The organism is Herbaspirillum sp. RV1423 (genome assembly GCF_000577615.1).
In the GTDB taxonomy this organism is placed as follows: Bacteria; Pseudomonadota; Gammaproteobacteria; order Burkholderiales; family Burkholderiaceae_D; genus Herbaspirillum.
Map to the genome: position 1 here is coordinate 111,697 of NZ_CBXX010000005.1, position 16,704 is coordinate 128,400.

Here is a 16,704-nt window from a genome sequence, read left to right on the forward strand (position 1 = left end):
AAATGAATAAACCATTGAATCAATCCCTGCAGGCATCCTTGCCCCCGGGTCAAGCCGTCGGGCGCAGCCGCGCCGGCGTCGAACGGCTTTACCTGCGTCTTCTCCTTGCGGCGGTCTTGCTGTTGCTGCTGGCCTTGCCGGGCCTGTTATCGCAAGCGCTGGTCAACGCCGCCATTCAGATGCTGATCGGCGCGCTCTTTGCGAGCGCATTCAATGTGCTCGCAGGCCAGGGCGGCATGCTGTCGTTCGGGCACGCCGCGTATTTCGGCATCGGCGCCTTTGCGACCTTGCATGCCATGAATGCCCTGTCCGGCGAGGGGCTGCTGCCGACGCCGTTGATGCCGGTCTTCGGCGCCTTGGGCGGCGCCGCACTGGGCTTGGTTGCCGGTTGGTTTTCGACCCAGCGCAGCGGCGTCTATTTTTCCATGATCACCCTGGCGCTGGCCGAGTTGCTGCATGCGCTGGCGCCGCATCTCAAAAGCACCTTCGGCGGCGAAGGCGGCGTGTCGTCCATGCGCATGCCGGCCTGGGGAATCTCGTTCGGCAATCCATCCGAAGTGTATTACCTGACGCTGGCCTGGGTAGTCGCTTCGCTGGCGCTGCTGTACTTCTTCAGCCGCACGCCGCTGGGCCGATTGGCATTGGGGCTGCGCGAGAATGCCCATCGCCTGAAATTCCTCGGCTACAACGTGCATGTGCTGCGGGTACTGGTGTTCATGATCTCAGCCATGTTTGCCGGTATCGCCGGCGGTTTGCTGGCCATGAACAACGAAGCGGCGAACTATGTGCTGTTCGATGTCCGCCTGTCTTCCGAGGTGGTGCTGAACGCCTATATCGGCGGCGTCGGCGTGTTTTTCGGACCGGCGCTGGGTGCTGCCGTCATGACTTTCTTCGGCTACGCCGTGTCCGACCTGACGCGCTCCTGGCTGCTCTATCAAGGCATCATTTTTGTGGTGGTGATGATGTTCATGCCATCCGGGCTGTCGGGGATTTTTGCATGGTGGAGGAACAGCAAGCATGCCGGCACCGTCTTGCTGCGCTTTGTCCTGGGCTGGAGCGTCGGCGCCTTGTTGTGCGCCGCGGCGACGGTGTTGACGGTCGAGTTGCTGCAACGGGTGCTGGGCGCGGATTATCAGTCGCTGTTGGTGGCCGGTCAGGCCTGGCCTGCCATCGATCTGTTCGGTCGTTCCTGGCAGCCAGGCGCCGTGTCGACCTGGCTGCTGCCGGCGGTGTTGCTGGTCGCGGGATGCCTGGTGCTGCGCAAGACAAGCGATGCGTGGGCGAAGCTTAACGATCAGGAGGCAGTATGAACGCAATCGTCAATACAAGCGCCCTGAGTTTGCGCGACGTCCACAAGTCGTTCGGTGAAGCGCACATTATTCGCGGCGTGAATCTGGAACTGTTCGAGGGCGAGCGTCATGCCTTCATCGGCCCCAACGGCGCAGGCAAGTCGACCTTGTTCCATCTTATCTCGGGTCAGTTCAAACCAAGCTCCGGCGACATTTTTCTGGGACGGCAGCCGATCGGCGGTCTGGCGCCGGAACGCATCAATCGCCTGGGCCTGGCGCGCTCGTTCCAGATCACCAACATCTTTCCGAAATTGTCCGTCTACGAAAATCTGCGGCTGGGCGTCATGCAGCGCTTTGGCCTGCAATACACCCTGTGGCGTCCGATTTCCGGTTACGCCAGGGTGCGCGAGCTGACCGATCAATTGCTGGAACAGGTTCGCCTGACGCGGCATCGCGACACCTTGGGCGGGGAGCTTTCCTATTCGGAACAGCGCTCACTGGAAATCGGCATGACGCTGGCGTCCGATCCGAAAGTCCTGTTGCTGGACGAACCGATGGCCGGCATGTCGCGCGAAGAAACCGACTACACCGTCGATTTGCTGCGTGAACTGTCGGCCGGCCGCACGCTGATGATCGTCGAGCACGACATGGACGTGGTGTTCTCGCTGTGCGATCGCATCAGCGTGCTGGTCTACGGGCAAGTCGTGGCCACCGGCACGCCGGAGGAAGTGCGCAGCAATGCGCAAGTACAAGAAGCCTATCTGGGCACCGAGGTGAGCGCATGAGCCTGAACAGTCAATCCATACCTTCGTCGTCCCGGCATGCGCAGGGCGCGCCCTTGCTGCAGGTTCGCGACCTGCATGCGCATTACGGAAAGAGTCACATTCTCCAGGGCGTCAGTTTCGATGTCGGGCACGGCGAAGTCATCAGCCTGCTGGGCCGCAACGGTTCGGGCCGCTCGACCACGGCGCGCGCCATCATGGGCCTGGTGCCGCCGACGGGCGGGCAAGTCCTGCTCAACGGCAAGGATCTGGCCGGCTGCCGTCCCTATGCGGTCTGCCGCGCGGGAGTCGCCTTTGTGCCGGAAGAGCGCGAGGTGTTCGGCAATCTGAGCGTCGACGAGAACCTGCAAATGGGTATCCAGCCGGGCCACGCGGATGCGCCGAAATGGAATGTGGAGCAGATGTTCGATTTCTTTCCGCGTCTCAAGGAACGCCGCAATACCCGCGCCGGCAATCTGTCCGGCGGCGAGCAGCAGATGCTGACGATCTGCCGCTCGCTGCTGGGCAACCCCAGGGTCATTCTGATCGATGAGCCGACCGAAGGCCTGGCGCCGAAGATCGTCACCGTCGTGGGTGAAGCGATCCAGGAAATTCATCGGCGCGGCGTGTCGGTGGTTCTGGTCGAACAAAAACTCACCATCGCTTTGAAGATTTCCACCGGCGTTTGCTTGCTGGGCCATGGACACATCGTGTTTCGCGGCACACCGGGCGAATTGACCGGCAACCCTCAACTTTTGAAAGATTGGCTGGCAGTATGACGAACGCCGTAACCACCGTTACCACCGCAACCGCAGAACAGCGGGACCTCGACGCGCATGCCTTGCATGCCGTCGCCCGGTACAAGAATTTCTCCGATCTGGCCGGCAAGGTCGTCTTCATCACCGGCGCCGGCAGCGGCATCGGCCGCGCGATGGCCGACGCATTCGCGGTCAATGGCGCCCACCTGGCCTTGCTGGACATCAACGCGGAATTGCTGGCGCAGGCGCGTGCGGAACTGCACACCGTGTTTCCGCAAATCGAGGTAGAGACGTTCGTCGCGTCGATCACCGACGATGTCGCGGTCGAACAGGCCGTCAATGCCGCCCAGGCGCGCTTCGGCCGTATCGATGTCTTGCTCAACAACGCCGGCATTTCGGCCAATCGTCCCACGCTGGAACTGGCCCCTGCCGACTGGCGGCGCGCCATCGACATCAACCTCAACGGCGTGTTCTATTGCGGCCAGTCGGTCGCCCGCCACATGATGAAGCAGGGCAGCGGCGTGATTCTGAACACCGCCTCCATGTACGGCACCGTCGCCGCGCCGGAGCGCGCGGCGTATTGCGCCAGTAAAGCTGCGGTGGTGATGCTCACCAAAGTCATGGCGGTCGAGTGGGCGCCTTCAGGTCTGCGGGTCAACGCCCTGGCGCCCGGTTACGTGCAAACCGCGCTGGTCGATGAGTTGGTCCGCACCGGCCGCATGGACCTGGACGCCCTGGTCAGGCGCACGCCGGCGCGGCGGCTGGGCCAGCCGCATGAAATTGCGACGCTGTCGCTGTTCCTGGCGTCCGACAGCGCCTCTTATATCAACGGGCAAGCCATTGTCGCCGACGGCGGCTGGTCTTCCTACAGCTACATCTAATACGAACTTACCTATTCCTCTATCTGGAGATTGACACCATGTCAGACCACATTGCACTCGTCCCGGCATCGAACTGGGTCGAATTGCGCACGACCGATGCCGACTGGGCTGCCGCCGATCCGGCTGTGCTCGGCACTTTGCTGACGCATTCGCACATGATTCGCGCCTTTGAGGAGACCGTCCTCGAACTGGCGATGGATGGCCTCGTACACGGCCCGGCGCACTCCAGCATCGGGCAGGAAGGCGGCGCTGCGGGCTCCATCGTGCCGCTGCTGGCGGCCGATCAGGTCAACGGTTCGCATCGCGGACATCATCAGTTTCTCTCGAAGGCGTTGGCGTATCTGACGCCGAACGGCATCGATCCCAAGGCGGCCCTGACACCGGAAATCGACACCCTGCTGCAACGCACGCTGGCTGAAATCCTGGGATTGGCGCAGGGCTTTTGCCGCGGCCGCGGCGGTTCCATGCACCTGCGCTGGCAGGAGGCCGGCGTGCTGGGCACCAATGCGATCGTGGGCGGAGGCGTGCCGCTGGCCGCCGGTGCGGCGTGGGCGCATCGTCATGCGGGAACCGAGAACGTCGCCGTGACCTACTTCGGCGACGGCGCCGTCAACATCGGTTCGGTGCTGGAAACCATGAACATTGCCGCGGCATGGAAGCTGCCGCTGTGTTTCTTCATCGAAAACAATGGTTATGCGGTGTCCACGACCGTCGACGAAGCCACCGCAGAACCGCGTCTGTCGGCGCGCGGGCTGGCATTCAACATCCCGAGCTGGAAGGTCAACGGCATGGATCCGCTGGCCGTGTATCTGGCCATGAACGAAGCGCTGGCGCACATGCGCGCGGGCAAAGGCCCGACCATCATCGAGGCCGATGTCTATCGTTTCTTCCACCAGAACGGTGGCTTCCCGGGCAGCGCTTTCGGCTACCGCACACGCGAGGAAGAGCAGTCCTGGCGCCAGCGCGACCCGCTGGATCTGCTGGGCAGCAAGATGCAGGCGCGCGGCCTGATCGATGAAGCCGGCATTCTGGCGCTGCGCGAGCGCATCAAGGCTTCGATGGCCAAGGCCGTGGCCGAGCTGACCGAAGCCGATCCGAACGGCAAGGCCGGCAAGAAGCGTATTCGTCCGGAACTGTGGCCAAGCCCGGACTTCCGCAACGTCGGCGTGCGCGGCGATCTGAGCGAGCTGCAAGGCGCGCGCACCGAAGAGCAGGAGAGCTTCGGCGGCAAGCTGGATACGCGCAAGTTCATCGATGTCGTGGCCGATGTCATGGATCGCCGCATGAGTACGGATGACTCCGTGGTCGTCATGGGCGAGGATGTGCACCGCCTGAAGGGCGGCACCAACGGCGCCACGCGCGGGCTCAAGGAAAAATTCCCGGACCGCACTTTGGGCACGCCGATCAGCGAGAACGCGTTTTGCGGCCTTGGCGGCGGATTGGCCATGGACGGGCGTTTCAAGCCGGTGGTGGAGTTCATGTATCCCGATTTCATGTGGGTGGCGGCGGACCAGGTGTTCAACCAGATCGGCAAGGCCCGCCATATGTTCGGCGGCGATATCGATGTGCCGTTCGTCTTGCGCACCAAGGTGGCGATGGGCACCGGCTACGGTTCGCAGCACTCGATGGACCCCGCGGGCATTTTTGCGACCAGCCCGGGATGGCGCATCGTCGCGCCGTCGACGCCATTCGACTATGTCGGCTTGATGAACGCCGCGTTGGCGCTGAAGGATCCGGTGCTGGTGATCGAACACGTCGATCTCTACAATTCATCGGGCATCGCGCCGGTGGACGATTTCGACTACCAGATTCCGTTCGGCAAAGCGGCCATCCGCCGCGCCGGCAGCGAAGTGACGGTACTGACGTATCTGTCCATGGTGGCGCATAGCCTGGAAGCGGCGGAACAGACCGGCATCGATGCCGAAGTGGTGGACTTGCGCTGGCTGGATCGCGCCAGTATCGACTGGGACACGATTGAAGCAAGTATCCGCAAAACCAATAATGTACTGATCGTCGAGCAGGGCGCTGTCGGCACCTCTTACGGCGGATGGCTGGCCGACGAGATCCAGCGACGTTATTTCGACTGGCTGGATCAGCCCGTGCAACGCGTCTCGGGCAGCGAAGCATCGCCAAGCATCTCCAAAGTGCTGGAGCGCGCCGCAGCCGCACGCACCGAGGAAGTCGTCGCGGGCCTGCGCTTGGTCATGCGCGACAAGGGCGCGGCATAAGGAGAACCTGACATGACTATCAACATGATCGTGCCGCTCGAAGTGGGCATCGCATGCCGTGACTTGCCGAAGTTGCGTGCATTTTATGAGGACGTGATGGGCTTCCGTTTCGTCAGCGAAATCGTGGTGCCGGCGGCAAAGGCCGGGCCATCCGCATTGTCGGCCGACGGCTATACCGTCGTGCGCCTGCAGACGCCTTACGGCGAACGCGTCAAGCTGCTGGCGCCGAATACGCCGGCCGTTGCCGCCACCGCAACGCCGACGGCCTACATCCTGGATAAGCCGAATGCCGGTTATCTGACATTCATCGTTGACGACATTGACGCAGCGATTGCGACCTTGCTGAAAGCCGGCGTCAGATTCCTGACCGGCAACGCGCGCGTCGAGGCGCGCCCCGGCGTCTACCTGGCGTTCTGCGAAGACCCGGAAGGCAATGTGCTGGAGCTGGTCGAATACACCGACATCGAGGCTTACCGTCCCGATTTGAAAAAAGGAAGCAACTGAGATGGCTACATTGATTCGCATGCCCGAGATCGCCGCCAATGCCACATCGGCCGTCATCAAGGAATGGTCCAAGAAAGAGGGCGACAGCATTCGCGTCGGCGAGACTCTGGCGGAGATTGAAACCGACAAGGCATTGATTGAATTCGATGCGGACCAGGCCGGCGTCTTGGGGAAAATCCTGGCGCCCACCGGCAAGGATATCGAAGTCGGCGCGCCCATTGCGGTGCTGTTTGCGGAAGGCGAGACTAACGTCGACATCGCGGCGGTTCTGGCGGCGGCCGGCGTCGGGGCGCCGACCGCCCAGCCCGCTGCGCAGCTTGCCGCGTCGGCGGCTGCAGCTCTCGCTCCCGCTCCGGCGGCAACGCATGCGGTTCCGGGCGAAGGCCGGCTCTTTGTCAGTCCGCTGGCGCGCCGTCTGGCGAAGGATCGCGGCATCGATCTGCAAGGCGTCAAGGGAAGCGGTCCGCACGGTCGTATCGTCAAGCGCGATGTTGATGCCCTGGCTGCTCCGAATGCGGGAGTCGCCGGCAGCAGCGTCGTGATGACTGCGGCAGCGCCGTCGGCGGCCAAAGAAGCCGGCGCCGCCTACGTCGAAGTCGCGCATTCCGGGATGCGCCGCACGATTGCCCGTCGTCTGAGCGAGAGCAAGGCAAGCATCCCACATTTTTACCTGAGCGCCGCGTGCAGGATGGACAAGCTGATGGCGTTGCGTGCGGAAATCAATGCAAGCAGCGCCCGCAAGATTTCCATCAACGATTTCATCGTCAAGGCTGTTGCCGCGGCGTTGAAGGCGTCTCCACAGATGAACGTGAGCTGGACGGACAGTGCATTGCGCCAGTACGCGCAAGCAGACATTTCGGTGGCGGTATCAACGGACGGCGGCCTGATTACCCCGGTGGTGCGCGCCGCCGACAGCAAATCCCTCTCCGCCATCAGCGCGGAAGTCGCCGATCTGGCGGCCCGCGCACGCAGCGGCCAGTTGGCACCGGACGAATATCAGGGCGGCAGCTTCACCATCAGCAATCTGGGGATGTTCGGCGTGCAAGAGTTCTCGGCCATCATCAATCCGCCGCAAGCGGCGATCCTGGCGGTGGGGGCGACATCGCAGCAAGCGGTTGTCGTCGACGGCGCGATTGCCGTTGCCTCCGTGATGAACGTGACCTTGTCGGTCGATCATCGCGCCATTGACGGCGCGACGGCCGCGCAATGGCTGGCGCTGTTCCAGCGCCATATCGAGCATCCGCTGAGCACCCTGATCTGAGGCAACCATGACACAAGCAAACTACGATCTCGTGGTCGTCGGCGGCGGCCCCGGCGGCTATGTGGCCGCCATCCGCGCAGCGCAACTGGGACTGAAAACTGCGTTGGTGGAGAAGGCGCAACTCGGCGGCATTTGCCTGAACTGGGGCTGTATCCCGACCAAGGCGCTGCTGCGCTCGGCGGATGTGTTGCGTCTGGTCAGAGACGCCGGCCGCTTCGGCGTCCAGGTGGCCGCCCCGCAGATCGACCTCGCCGCGATGGTCAAGCGTTCGCGCGAGGTTGCTGCGCAATTGCAAAGCGGCGTGACCTATTTGATGAAGAAAAACAAAGTCACGGTCATTGCCGGGCACGCCAGGCTGGCAGGCGCAGGCAAGCTGAACGTCGCCACCGCCGAGGGCGTCTCTCTGCTTTCGGCAAAACACATCATCCTGGCAACCGGTGCGCGCGCGCGTCCCTTGCCCGGCCTGACGCCGGATGGCGAGAGTGTCTGGTCGTATCGCGAGGCGCTGATGCCCACGCGTGTGCCCAGGCATCTGGTCGTGATCGGCGCCGGTGCGATTGGCATTGAATTCGCCAGTTTCTATCATGCGCTGGGCGCCAGGGTCAGTGTGGTCGAAATGGCGGACCGCGTCCTGCCGGTGGAAGACGAGGATATCTCCAGGCATGTGGGCGATGCCTTGCGCAAGCAGGGCATGCAGCTCTACACGGGGTCACGTCTGACGAGCAGCAGCAAGCGGCGGGTCGGCAACGACGATGAATGGACGCTGCAACTGGATGGCAGGCATAAAGAAAGTCTGACGGCCGATGTCGTGCTGACGGCCGCAGGCATCGTCGGCAATGTGGAAGAACTGGGCCTGGAAGGCACCACCGTCCAGGTCGAGCGCAGCCATATCGTCACCGATGCATATGGCGCGACAGGCGAGCCCGGCGTCTACGCCATCGGCGACGTCGCCGGCGCGCCGTGGCTGGCACACAAGGCAAGCCACGAAGCAGTCATTTGCGTCGAGAAGATCGCCGGCCTGGAACCGCATGCCCTGGACATCACCAGGATTCCCGCGTGCACCTACAGCCATCCGCAGGTGGCCAGCGTCGGCTTGACCGAAGCGCAAGCCGGGGCCGGCGGCCGCAAGATCCGTGTCGGGAAGTTCCCTCTGGCCGTCAATGGCAAAGCCATCGCGTTGGGAGCGACGGGCGGCTTTGCGAAAGTGGTCTTTGATGAAGCCAGCGGTGAGTTGCTCGGCGCCCACATGGTGGGCGAAGAGGTAACGGAAATGATCCAGGGTTACACGATCGCCCGCCAGCTCGAAAGTACGGAAGCCGAATTGATGGAAACGATTTTCCCTCATCCGACCGTCTCCGAAACCATGCACGAAGCCGTATTGGCGGCATATGACCGTGCCTTGCACATTTAACGGTCGGCCCCACGGCCATTTCTTCTTTTGAAAGAGACCCCCATGCTTACACTGAACAGGCCTGACTTATTCCGTCAGCAATGCTATATCGACGGCCATTGGCTCGATGCCGACGAAGGCGGCGTGCTCTCCGTCAACAACCCGGCCACGGGCGAGATCATCGGAACGATTCCAAAAATGGGCGGAGCGGAAACGCACCGCGCGATCGATGCCGCCAATGCCAGTTGGCGCGGCTGGCGCAACAAGTCCGCCAAGGCACGCGCAACGATTCTGCGCCGCTGGTTTGACCTGATGATGGCCAACGCGGACGACCTCGCAAAAATCATGACGGTGGAGCAGGGCAAGCCACTGGCTGAATCGAAGGGCGAGATCGCCTACGCGGCTTCCTATCTGGAATGGTTCGGCGAAGAAGGCAAGCGCGCTTACGGAGACACCATTCCCGGCCCCTCGTCCGACCGCCGTATCGTTGTGGTCAAAGAACCTATCGGCGTGTGCGCAGCGATTACGCCGTGGAATTTTCCGGCGGCCATGATCACCCGCAAGGTCGGCGCTGCATTGGCGGCGGGCTGTCCGATTGTCGTGAAGCCGGCCACCCAGACGCCCTATTCGGCATTGGCGCTGGCGGTGCTGGCCGAAGAGGCGGGAGTGCCGCCCGGCGTATTCTCCGTCATTACCGGTTCGGCAGCCGCCATCGGCGCCGAGATGACGAGCAACCCCATCGTGCGCAAACTCAGCTTCACCGGATCGACCGAAGTCGGGCGGATGCTGATGGCGCAGAGCGCGGCGACGATCAAGAAGGTATCGATGGAACTGGGCGGCAACGCGCCATTCATTGTTTTTGACGATGCGGATCTGGATGCCGCGGTAGAAGGCGCACTGGCAAGCAAATTCCGCAATACCGGCCAAACCTGCGTCTGTGCGAACCGCCTGTACGTGCAAGACGGCGTCTACGATGCCTTTGCTGAAAAGCTGGTGGCCGCCGTCAACAAAATGCAGGTCGGCAATGGCCTGACGGCGGGTGTCAGCCAAGGTCCGCTGATCGATGAAAATGCGGTCGCGAAAATGGAAGAGCATATTGCAGACGCGCTGGGCAAGGGCGGCAAAGTCATCGCAGGCGGCAAGCGCCATGCGCTCGGGCAGACCTTCTTTGAACCCACCGTGGTGCGCGACGCGAACCCGCAGATGCTGGTGGCGAAAGAAGAGACTTTCGGCCCTCTGGCGCCGCTATTCCGTTTTCATTTGGACGACGAAGTCATCGGTCTGGCGAACGACACGGAGTTCGGCCTCGCCAGCTATTTCTATACGCGGGATATCGGCCGGGTATGGCGGGTTGCCGAAGGCCTTGAATACGGCATGGTGGGAATCAACACCGGCCTGATCTCGAACGAGATGGCGCCATTTGGCGGCGTCAAACAATCGGGTATCGGCCGCGAGGGTTCCAGGTACGGATTGGACGATTATCACGTGACGAAGTATTTGTGCATGGGAGGCATCTGAGTCCGAGGTGCGCCCTTGCGGGCGCAATTTAACAACGTGAAGTTGACGCGAATGATAGAAAACCATTGAGATCAATGATTTTGTTTCTATGGGTCAATGAATAAATTTCGGCAAGGAAAGAATTCATATTTTTTTTGAATGTTATCGTTTTCAATTGGATTTTTTCTTTAATTTTTGTTGCACTGCAAGGGATTTCTTTGTTTTAATGACAACTTGTTGACTCCGGGTGAAATTTGAATTTTTTCAAATATTTTTATTGTTAAATATTCAAAAAATAACTAAGCGGTTTCCCGCCGACAACAAAAAAAGAAGTGGTTTTGCGCAGGTAAAGGGAGGGATGCGGTTGGTATTGCCCCGATGCGTGAAATGAAAAGCTGCTCGTCATACAAACCGGGGAAATATGAACATAGCAAGCGATATCTCCAACCTGCTCGGCAGATTCGGAGCAAATGCAAACGGGTACCTGGAAGTAGAAAACACGATCGAATACAAGGAGTTGCCGAAAACGGCAGTAGTGATTCCTGTAGGGCCCGTCAATTCTCCGGCAGGCGTGAACGAGACTGAAGATTCGCCCCCGGCTGCGGAGAAGGAAACGGTTTCGGCTCCGCCGTCCGTTGCTGCGGCGAACTCGCCGCATTCGGCGGGCGAGCGCGTAGAGCCGGTCATCGTCGATTTGCCTGCGGATACCGATGGCGCCGCGCCGTCGGCAACCGCAACTGCAACCGCTCCTGATCCAGTCCCGCCCCCTGTCTTTTCATCTTCGCTGCGATCCTTGCTGGCCGAAGTCGCTCTCAAGCGTGAGAGCCAGGCACGCGCCCAAAACGAGGAGACGGCGCTTCACACTTCCCTGAACGTCGCCCAACCCCTTACGCCCGCGCAGGTCATCGCCATCGTCTCGCCCAAAGGCGGCGTGGGGAAGACGACGATATGCGCCGCCCTGGCTGGCGCCTTGCATGGCAAGGGACGCGTCATTGCGATCGATCTGGATCCGCAAAATGCCCTGCAATACCACCTGGGCGCCGGTTCGGATGCTGCCCCTGCAGGCGCAGCACTGACGGAAGAACGTTGGAGTTCGTTGCTGCGCAGCGGCGCTGCGGGAACTTGCGTGTTGTCCTATGAAGCCATTTCCGAAGAAGGGCCGCGCGCGCTTGAACAGCGCATCCAGAAGGATCGTCATTGGCTGTCCAGGCAACTGGGGCGAATGAATCTGGGCGCTGACGATGTCGTGATTCTCGATACGCCGGCAGGTCGGACGCCTTATCTTGAGCAGGCCCTGGATGTCGCCGACCAAGTGGTGGTGGTGGTCACTCCGGATGCCGCCTCCTTCCTGGCGCTGGATCATATCGGCGACCTGTTCGATCAGCATGGCGACTGCAGTTATGTCGTCAACCAGTTTGATGCCTCTCGCACCTTCTGCCAGGACATGCTGGAAGTGCTCAAGCGGCGGTTCGGAAGCAAACTGATCGGTGTCGTCCCCCTAGATCACGCTATCAGCGAAGGGCTTGCCTACGGCGTCAACACCTTGATGGAGAACAGGAAGTCGCCCGCGTGGCATGAAATCCAGGCCATCGGAGACGTGCTGAAATCGGAGTCCGAGTCGCATGCATTGGCAGGTATTCGCGCATGATAAACAAGTCGCTGCAACAACCGGCGTCCAATCGCCTGCAGTCCTGGATACAAACAATCACCGACAAATTTGAAAGGCTCTCGCCCGGTATGCGGCGCAGGCTGCAGATCGGCATTCTGCTGTTTGCTGCGCTGCTGGCGGTATGCGTCGTTTCCGTGCCGTTTGAGTTCTATTCGCAGTGCGTCTTTGCCATTGGTTGCTTTGTTGTCGCACTGGTACTGCGCAAGCAGACCGGGCGCTTTCCGGTCGTACTGCTGATCGTTTTATCCCTGACCGTTTCGCTGCGTTATATCTTCTGGCGCGTGACCTCGACCCTGGCTTTCGAAAGCTGGATCGATTTCGTGTTCGGTTACGCTCTACTGGCGGCGGAAATATATTCGCTTGTCGTGCTGTGCCTGGGCTACCTGCAAACTTCCTGGCCGCTGCGCCGCGAACCGCAGATGATGACTGCGCCGCCGTCCGAATGGCCGACGGTGGATGTATTCATCCCGACGTACAACGAAGCGCTGGATATCGTCTCGCTCACCATTCTTGCGGCACAGGCCATCGACTGGCCAAAGGACAAGCTGCGCGTTCACGTGCTCGATGACGGTCGTCGTGAAGAATTCCGCCAGTTCTGCGATAGCTGCGGCGTGAACTATCTGGTTCGGGATAACAATCGCCATGCCAAGGCCGGCAATCTGAACGAGGCGCTGAAAGTCACCGACGGGGAATTCGTCGCGATTTTCGATGCCGACCACGTGCCGACGCGTTCATTCCTGCAGATCTGCGTTGGCTGGTTCCGCAAGGATCCGAAGTTGGCGATGCTGCAGACGCCCCATTTTTTCTTCTCGCCGGATCCCTTCGAAAAGAATCTCAATACCTTCCGCTCCGTCCCTAACGAGGGCGAGTTGTTCTACGGCCTGGTGCAGGACGGCAACGATTTGTGGAACGCCACATTCTTTTGCGGCTCTTGCGCAGTGATGCGGCGCACCGCGCTGATGGACGTCGGCGGCATCGCGGTGGAAACACTGACCGAGGATGCGCACACCGCGCTGAAGATGAGCCGCGCGGGCTACAACACAGCCTACCTCGCTATTCCGCAGGCGGCCGGTCTGGCGACCGAAAGCCTTGCGCGCCATATCCGGCAGCGTATTCGCTGGGCGCGCGGCATGGCCCAGATCTTCCGCACCGACAACCCGCTGGCCGGCAAGGGCCTCACGTTCGGGCAGCGCCTGTGCTACCTCAACGCCATGCTGCATTTCTTCTACGGCTTGCCGCGCCTGATATTCCTGACGGCGCCGCTGACCTACCTGTTTTTCGACGCGCATATCTTCCAGGCGCCGGCCCTGATGATCAGCGCCTATGTGTTGCCCCACGTTCTGCATGCCAGTTTGACCAACTCGCGAATCCAGGGACGTTTCCGCCATTCGTTCTGGAACGAGGTGTACGAGACGGTGCTGGCCTGGTACATCATGGGACCGGTGCTGCTCGCTCTGGTGAACCCGAAACTGGGAGGGTTCAACGTGACCGACAAGGGCGGGGTCATCACCGACAATCATTTCGACTGGAAGCTCGCCCGTCCTTACATCATCCTCCTGACCCTCAACGTCGTGGGCATGCTGTTCGGATTCTGGCAACTGGCGACGGGCGACAGGGGCGCGGTGACCACCATCCTCATCAACATGGCCTGGACGCTCTACAACATCGTCATCAGCAGTGCGGCGATGGCCGTGGCCAGCGAGACGCGCCAGGTGCGCAGCGAGCCTCGTGTCGCCGCCGAGCTGCCGGCCCGCGTCCTGTTGCCGGATGGCCGCGTCATCGACGGCACCACCATGGATTTCTCGCAAAAGGGCATCGGCCTGCGCTTGCCGGAAGGCGTCACGGTCCAGCAGGGCACGCACATCAACGTCAGCTTGTTCCTCAATCAGCAGGAAAAGGTATTCCCCGCGATCGTGGTGTTCAATCGCGGCGGCGTGTTCGGGGCCCAGTTCAATTCGCTGAGCCTGCGCCAGCAGAGCGAACTGGTGCGCCTGACGTTCTCCCGCGCCGACATCTGGGCCACGAACTGGGGCAGCGGCCGGCCCGATACGCCGCTGGCCGCGCTGCGCGAAGTCTCCCTCATCGGCGTCCATGGCGCGAAAGAGCTTATCAAGGCAACGCTGTTTCAACTGCGGGGGCGGTTGACAGCGCGTCGCCGGCCTTCGCCGGTATTCGACAACAATATGGAAAAGCAATGAAATCGAAGCTCTCTGAAAAAGCAGGCCCGCGCAATAACAAGCGTTTTCTATCGGTACTGATTTCAACATTGCTGGTGTCGAGCGGCGTACCGGTTCAGGCAGACACGCCGCAGGCGGGGACCGGCAATGGCTACAGCCTGACGCTCAAACAGTTGGGGCGCAATTATCCGATAAGCCTGCATGGCGTCGAATCGACCGACAGCGTCAATTTCGACGTGCCGGCCAGCCAGGTGGCGACAGGGGCGCAGGTAACGCTGCAATACAGTTATTCGCCTGCTTTGCTGCCCGACGTGTCCCAGATCAATGTGATGGTCAACGACGTGGTTGCGGCGAGCATCCCGCTGCTGAAAAAGGACGCGGGCTCGCTGCAGACGCAGAAAGTCGACATCCCGGCAAAGCTGATCACGGAATTCAACCGTCTGAGCATGCAGTTCATCGGCCACTACACGATGGGTTGCGAAGACCCCACGCATACGAGTCTGTGGGCCAAAATCGGCAACGATTCCGTGCTGGACATCCAGACCTCGCCGCTGGCATTGAAAAACGATCTGGCGATCATGCCGTTGCCGTTCTTCGATCGTCGGGATATTCACTTGCTGAACCTGCCGTTCATTTTCGCCTCGACGCCGAACAACGGCACGCTTGAAGCGGCAGGCACGCTGTCTTCCTGGTTCGGTGCGTTGGCAAGCTATCGCGGCGCGACATTCCCGATCCAACTCAATGCGCTGCCCGTCAAGGGCAACGGCGTCATCCTGGTCAGCGGCGACGCGGCGTCGCAAATCGGTGGATTGTCGATCCCTGCACCCAAGGGGCCGACGCTGACAATCGTGACCAATCCGAACGATCCCAACGGCAAGCTGCTGGTGGTGGCCGGACGCGACGTCGCCGAACTCAAGCGTGCCGCTATCGCGGTCTCGATCGGCGGCAAGGCATTGGCCGGCAGCAGCGCGGTCATCGACAAGCTCGACACGATCAAGCCGCGCAAGCCTTATGACGCACCGAACTGGTTGCCGACCGATCACGTCGTCAAGCTGGGCGACCTGATCGATGCAAAGCGGCTCAATGTCTCCGGTTACAATCCCGGCGACATCACCATCCCGCTGAATTTCCCGCCGGATTTGTCCAGTTGGCGCCAGGACGGCGCGCTGCTGAACCTGACGTATCGCTACACGCCGCAGCCGAAATCGACCAACTCGTCATTCATCGTCAGCTTCAACGACGGCTTGATCAAGTCGGATACCCTGCCGTCGAAAGAGCGTCTGGACAAAGGGCTGCTGAGCACGATCAAGGGCGACACCCTGGTGCGTGAAATGAGCGTGCGCCTGCCGCTCAACGCCGTCGCGCTGCAATCCCGACTTCAGCTCCGCTACATGTACGACTACATCAAGCAGGGCGAGTGCGGCGACATCATTATCGACAACGTGCGCGGCAGTATCGATCCTGAATCGACACTGGACCTGACCGGCTACGATCATTTCATGGCCATGCCCAACCTGGGCGTGTTCAAGGATGCGGGCTTCCCGTTCACGCGAATGGCCGACCTGTCCGAGACCGCTGTCGTGTTGCCGGACAATCCCAGCACCGGCGACCTGAGCGCCTACCTGACGATCCTGGGCCGTTTCGGCAATTCGACCGGCTATCCCGCCACCGGCGTGACCGTGACCCAAGCTGACCAGGTCGCCAAGTTTGCCGGCAAGGATTTCCTGGTGATGGCGTCCGGCGCCAACCAGCCGCTGCTGAAACAATGGGCTGATCGCCTGCCGACGGCCGTCACCGGCGAGAAGCAGCGCTTCGAACTGTCCGACCTGGCCGTGCGGGCGCGCACCTGGTTCAATGCCGATTCAGAGGAAACCCAGCGCAAGGCGCGGCTGTCGATGGCCTTCGCCGGCGGCGAGGCCACCTCGTACCTGACCGGTTTCGAATCGCCGCTCGCTAGCGGTCGCAGCGTGGTGGTCGTGGCCGGCGGCGATGCGCAGGGACTCACCCAGGTGGCCGAAGCCTTGAGCAGCAGCGACGTGGACGCAGGCGCCATCCAGGGCAGCCTGGTGGCGGTGCGGGGCAAGACGGTGGAAGCCTTGCTGGCTGACGAGCAGTACTTCGTCGGCAGCATGTCGCCAATCAGGTATGCACGGTGGTGGCTGTCGCGCCACGTCGGCTGGATGTTCCTGATCACCGCAGTCGGCGTTGCCTTGCTGGCTGGATTGGCCTACCTGGGCTTGCGCGCCAAGGCCCGGAAGAGGCTGAAGGTTTGAGCCCGAACCTGAATCT

The 16,704-nt window shown here is 61.4% G+C and carries 12 protein-coding genes; all 12 read left to right on the forward strand.

What is annotated here, in order from left to right:
• Positions 1-2: 2 nt before the first annotated feature.
• The 12 genes from RV1423_RS07095 to bcsB all read left to right on the forward strand — a co-directional run bounded on the left by RV1423_RS07095 (position 3) and on the right by bcsB (position 16,688).
• Complete coding sequence (locus RV1423_RS07095) at positions 3-1,310, forward strand: branched-chain amino acid ABC transporter permease (protein WP_081768729.1); 1,308 nt, start codon at positions 3-5, stop codon at positions 1,308-1,310.
• Positions 1,307-2,074, forward strand: a complete 768-nt coding sequence (locus RV1423_RS07100; RefSeq protein ID WP_034294823.1) for an ABC transporter ATP-binding protein — start codon at positions 1,307-1,309, stop codon at positions 2,072-2,074. The genes RV1423_RS07095 and RV1423_RS07100 overlap by 4 nt, the downstream gene beginning before the upstream one ends.
• Positions 2,071-2,829, forward strand: coding sequence for an ABC transporter ATP-binding protein (locus RV1423_RS07105; RefSeq protein ID WP_051516541.1), 759 nt, complete (start codon positions 2,071-2,073; stop codon positions 2,827-2,829). The genes RV1423_RS07100 and RV1423_RS07105 overlap by 4 nt, the downstream gene beginning before the upstream one ends.
• Positions 2,826-3,689, forward strand: coding sequence for an SDR family NAD(P)-dependent oxidoreductase (locus RV1423_RS07110; protein WP_081768730.1), 864 nt, complete (start codon positions 2,826-2,828; stop codon positions 3,687-3,689). Before RV1423_RS07105 ends, RV1423_RS07110 begins: the two co-directional genes overlap by 4 nt.
• A 38-nt stretch (positions 3,690-3,727) precedes the next feature.
• Complete coding sequence (locus RV1423_RS07115; RefSeq protein WP_034294824.1) at positions 3,728-5,917, forward strand: thiamine pyrophosphate-dependent enzyme; 2,190 nt, start codon at positions 3,728-3,730, stop codon at positions 5,915-5,917.
• Positions 5,918-5,929: 12 nt separating this feature from the next.
• Positions 5,930-6,421 (forward strand): VOC family protein, encoded by a 492-nt coding sequence (locus tag RV1423_RS07120; RefSeq protein ID WP_034294827.1) that lies wholly within the window; start codon positions 5,930-5,932, stop codon positions 6,419-6,421.
• A gap of 1 nt (position 6,422) precedes the next feature.
• On the forward strand, positions 6,423-7,682 hold the full coding sequence (locus tag RV1423_RS07125) for a pyruvate dehydrogenase complex dihydrolipoamide acetyltransferase (RefSeq protein ID WP_034294828.1): 1,260 nt from the start codon (positions 6,423-6,425) through the stop codon (positions 7,680-7,682).
• A gap of 7 nt (positions 7,683-7,689) precedes the next feature.
• Entirely contained in the window at positions 7,690-9,093 is a 1,404-nt protein-coding gene (gene lpdA / locus RV1423_RS07130; protein WP_034294830.1) for a dihydrolipoyl dehydrogenase, read from the forward strand.
• Between the two features lie 42 nt (positions 9,094-9,135).
• Positions 9,136-10,590 carry an NADP-dependent succinate-semialdehyde dehydrogenase gene (gabD, locus tag RV1423_RS07135; protein ID WP_034294832.1) on the forward strand — a complete coding sequence of 485 codons (1,455 nt, stop codon included), beginning with the start codon at positions 9,136-9,138 and terminating at the stop codon, positions 10,588-10,590.
• Positions 10,591-10,990: 400 nt separating this feature from the next.
• Positions 10,991-12,217, forward strand: coding sequence for a cellulose biosynthesis protein BcsQ (bcsQ, locus tag RV1423_RS07140; protein WP_034294835.1), 1,227 nt, complete (start codon positions 10,991-10,993; stop codon positions 12,215-12,217).
• On the forward strand, positions 12,214-14,436 hold the full coding sequence (gene bcsA, locus RV1423_RS07145) for a UDP-forming cellulose synthase catalytic subunit (protein WP_034294838.1): 2,223 nt from the start codon (positions 12,214-12,216) through the stop codon (positions 14,434-14,436). Before bcsQ ends, bcsA begins: the two co-directional genes overlap by 4 nt.
• Positions 14,433-16,688 (forward strand): cellulose biosynthesis cyclic di-GMP-binding regulatory protein BcsB, encoded by a 2,256-nt coding sequence (bcsB, locus tag RV1423_RS07150; RefSeq protein WP_034294841.1) that lies wholly within the window; start codon positions 14,433-14,435, stop codon positions 16,686-16,688. The genes bcsA and bcsB overlap by 4 nt, the downstream gene beginning before the upstream one ends.
• Positions 16,689-16,704: the final 16 nt, after the last annotated feature.